Origin of the sequence: Streptomyces sp. HUAS CB01 (assembly GCF_030406905.1) — a bacterium.
In the GTDB taxonomy this organism is placed as follows: Bacteria; Actinomycetota; Actinomycetes; order Streptomycetales; family Streptomycetaceae; genus Streptomyces; species Streptomyces chengbuensis.
This window is the reverse complement of the sequence record NZ_CP129140.1, coordinates 1-3,288: the sequence shown is the minus strand read 5'-3', so window position 1 is coordinate 3,288 and position 3,288 is coordinate 1. Positions and strand designations below refer to the sequence as shown.

The 3,288-nt window shown below is 67.3% G+C and carries 3 protein-coding genes; all 3 read right to left on the bottom strand.

Annotation, left to right across the window (positions count from 1 at the left end; all coding sequences use genetic code 11):
* Positions 1–71 precede the first annotated feature (71 nt).
* Positions 72–551: a hypothetical protein gene (locus tag QRN89_RS35500; RefSeq protein WP_290349015.1), complete on the bottom strand. Its 480-nt coding sequence runs from the start codon at positions 549–551 to the stop codon at positions 72–74.
* 66 nt (positions 552–617) lie between these two features.
* On the bottom strand, positions 618–1,394 hold the full coding sequence (gene istB / locus QRN89_RS35495; protein ID WP_290349016.1) for an IS21-like element helper ATPase IstB: 777 nt from the start codon (positions 1,392–1,394) through the stop codon (positions 618–620).
* A complete protein-coding gene (gene istA / locus QRN89_RS35490; RefSeq protein ID WP_290349017.1) occupies positions 1,391–2,983 on the bottom strand; it encodes an IS21 family transposase in 1,593 nt (530 codons plus the stop codon). The genes istB and istA overlap by 4 nt, the downstream gene beginning before the upstream one ends.
* Between the last annotated feature and the right edge of the window lie 305 nt (positions 2,984–3,288).

Below are 3,288 nucleotides of genomic sequence, written 5' to 3'. Positions count from 1 at the left end.
GTGTGGACGATCACGTAATTCCCGGGGGCTGGGATCACGGGGATCCCGAGCTCCCCGGGTGATGGTCCGCGTCAGAGGCGGGGTTCGAGTCGGACGAGCCGCACTGGCTCTGCGTCGAGCAGGGATTCGTCGATCACCTCAATGGCGACCTCGTCGTTCCCGCCCTTCGGCAGGTGAAGCGTGATCAGGTAGTCGCGGAGAGCCTCTCGGATCCGCTGCGGGAGCGTCGCGAAGTCAGGGATCTCCGCCGGGTCCGCCGACAGACGCAGGTGCGCCTCGCGGGGCGCATCGATGCCGGTGACCGACACGTCGACCACGCCGTGAAGACCGGCCTCCATGAGGGCCTTTCGGGCGGAGTCGCGCAGCGCGGTGGCGGCCAGGAACTGCAGGACCTGGTCGCGTCCGAAGGCGGGCGCGACGGCCCGGGCGATCTCCTTCGCGGAGACTCCCTTGCGGGACGCGCTCGTCATGGCGGCGACGAGGAGCCTGCGCTCGCCGAGGAAGTTGTCCCGGATAGCCGTCAGGTCGGTGATCGTGTCCTTGGTGTCCATGAACACCAGGATGTGGCCTGAATTCAGGACGGTCAAGTTCCAGGGCGTCCTGAATTCAGTCCATCGCTACTTTGCTGTGGGCTTCTTCTCGGGTCTGTCCGCTGGGGTGCGGGGCCGCTTGTTGGGCCGGTAGCTGGGCCCGTTCATGATGACTTGGTGGCTGGTGTTGATCAGCCGGTCCAGCAGAGACTCGGCGACGACCGGATTGGGGAACAGCGGATACCAGTCCGAGGGCGCTCGGTTGCTGGTGATGATCAGTGAGCGTCCCTGGCGTTCGGAGACGAGTTCGTAGAGGTCGTCCGCTTGCGGCGCGGTCATCTGCCTCATGGCGAAGTCGTCGAGGATGAGGACGTCGGGCCGGATCAGCTCGCGCAGGCGCTTCTCCCAGGTGCGGTCCGCGTGGCCGCCGGCGAGCTCAGCCAGGATCCGGCTGGTCTTGGCGAAGCGGACGTTGGCGCCCTGGCGGACCGCGAGGTGGCCGAGGGCCTGAGCGATATGCGTTTTTCCTACTCCGACCGGGCCAAACAAGATCACCGACTCGCCGGCATGGAGCCAGCGCAGGGCGGACAGGTCTCGGATCTGGGCCGCGGGCAGCTTGGAGGACGCCGAGAAGTCGAACTCCTCCAGCGTGACCTGCTGCTCGAACTTCGCGCGCTGGAGGCGCCGTTGGAAGGCGACGGTCTCGCGGCGGGTGATCTCGTCCTGACACAGCACCTGCAGGAAGTCCAGGTGGCCCAGTTCCCCGCCATGGGCCTGGGAGAGCCGGGCGTCCAGGGTCTCCAGCATCCCTGACAGCCGCAGGGCCTTCAGTGACTCGCGCAGAGCGTTGCTCGTGGGGTTCATCGGGCGTCCTCCCGCGCGTCGTGGACCTGGTCGTCGAGTTCGGCGTCGTTCGCGTCGGTCGTCGTGTCGGCGGCGAACAGCCGGGCCGGGCCGTGCAGGAAGGCGGCGGCACCCGCGTCGCCGGTCTCCGGCTCGGGATCGGTCTCAGTGCCGGCGACCAGGATGCCCTTGACCGTCCGATACGAAGGGTCGCCGACGGCGATCGCTTTCGCGCAGGCCGCCTCCAGTCTGTGGTCCCCGTACTTCTTCCGCAGGCCGAGGACCCCTTGGGCGGCCCGGAGCCGATAGAGCGCGTTGACCTCCAGGAGCCCGTCGATCAGCTCTCGGCAGGCGTCGCCGACCTCGGATGCCTGGGTGCGGCACCAGACCGGGGTCCGCATCTGGAACGCGATCTTCTCCGGCGGGTAGTCGTTCTTGTCGGTGCGTTTGCCCTGTTCGAGTGCGGCATGCGTCTTGACCAGTTCCCCGTCCAGGAACACCTGCACCATCGTCGCGGTCGAGCGGACGTCAACACGCCGGCCGATCAGCTTCCACGGCACCGAATACAAGGTGCGGCCGGCCTTGATGTGGATGTCGGGGCCGACCGTGGCGGTCGACCAGCGCGCGAGGGTGAACCGGGACTGCGGCAGCGGCAGCAGCATCTGGGCCTCGACCGCTTCGAACACCGAGACCGGCGAGGCACCGCCCAACGGCCGGCACTCGCGGCGGCCGGCCACGTTCCGGGCCCATTCCACAGCCTCGGCCTGCATGTGTTCGAGTGAGACGAACTCCCGCCCGGCCCACCAGGAGTCCCTGATGTAGGGCATCTGGCGCTCAACCCGCGGCTTGTCCTTCGGTTTGACAGCGCGAGCCGGGTCCACCAACGTCCCGTAGTGCGCGGCCAGTTCGGCGTAGGCACGATTGATCTTCGGGTCGTAGAGGTCGGGTTTGTCGACGCCGGTTTTCAAGTTGTCCGGCACCAGCCGCCGCGGGACACCGCCGAAGAAGTCGAACGCTGCGACGTGGGCCTCGGTCCAGGCGTGCTGGTCCATGCTCAGCACCGGGCGCACGAACATGTGCCGCGAGCAGGGCAGCACCATGACGAACGCCCAGACGCGGTGGCGTTTGCCCGTGCGGGGATTGATCCACTGCCCGAGGAACCCGTAGTCGATCTGGGCCTCGGAACCCGGCTCGACCTCCTCTCGCAGCACCGTGACGCGCGCCCGGTCGGCCTGTTCGGGCATCGTGGCCCGGACCCAGCGCCGGAAGGTGGCCACCGACACCGTCAGACCGCGCTCGTCGCGAAGCCGCTGGTGGATCGTGGACATGTTGACCGTGCCCAGCAGGTCCTTGACGAAGTCGCGGTGCGGATCGATCTCGCCCCAGGTGATCTGCCGCAGCCTGCGGTCGGTCATCTCCGGGAACCAGCCCTTGATGAGCTTGGACCAGTCCTCCTCGGCCATCGGCGGGCCGCCCGGCACGATTCCGGACCGCTCGGCCGGCCGCAGGTACTTCCTCACCGTCTTCGGGTCCACCCCCAGCGACGTCGCGACCTCGGTCTTGGACCGTCCCGCGTACCAGTGGACGAAGATCTCGGTGATGTCGACCACGACGAATGTCCTCCTTGCCATCCGGCTGCCCATCGGCCCGTCAGAAACCGCTGGAGGCGTCAGGGATGGTGATCGCCGTACTTCGCGACCCTGTCCCCGTTGACCCGAGGCCGTGCTACCCATCGGGATCAAGAACGTGCCGATGAAGACAAGAACCAGCCCCCAAACCACCCGCGAGAGCGCACTCAACCTCGGGAACCGGAGAACCCGTGTATGCCGCCCACTGCGGCGGGACGAACGACAAGGGGGTGGGGAATTATTTGATCGCGATCATGAAATCGGCGGGAAAAACTTGATCGCCGACA

Coding starts and splice junctions, on each gene's coding strand:
- QRN89_RS35500 (WP_290349015.1), bottom strand. CDS start 551: ATGGACACCAAGGACACGATCACCGACCTGACGGCTATCCGGGACAAC.
- istB (WP_290349016.1), bottom strand. CDS start 1,394: ATGAACCCCACGAGCAACGCTCTGCGCGAGTCACTGAAGGCCCTGCGG.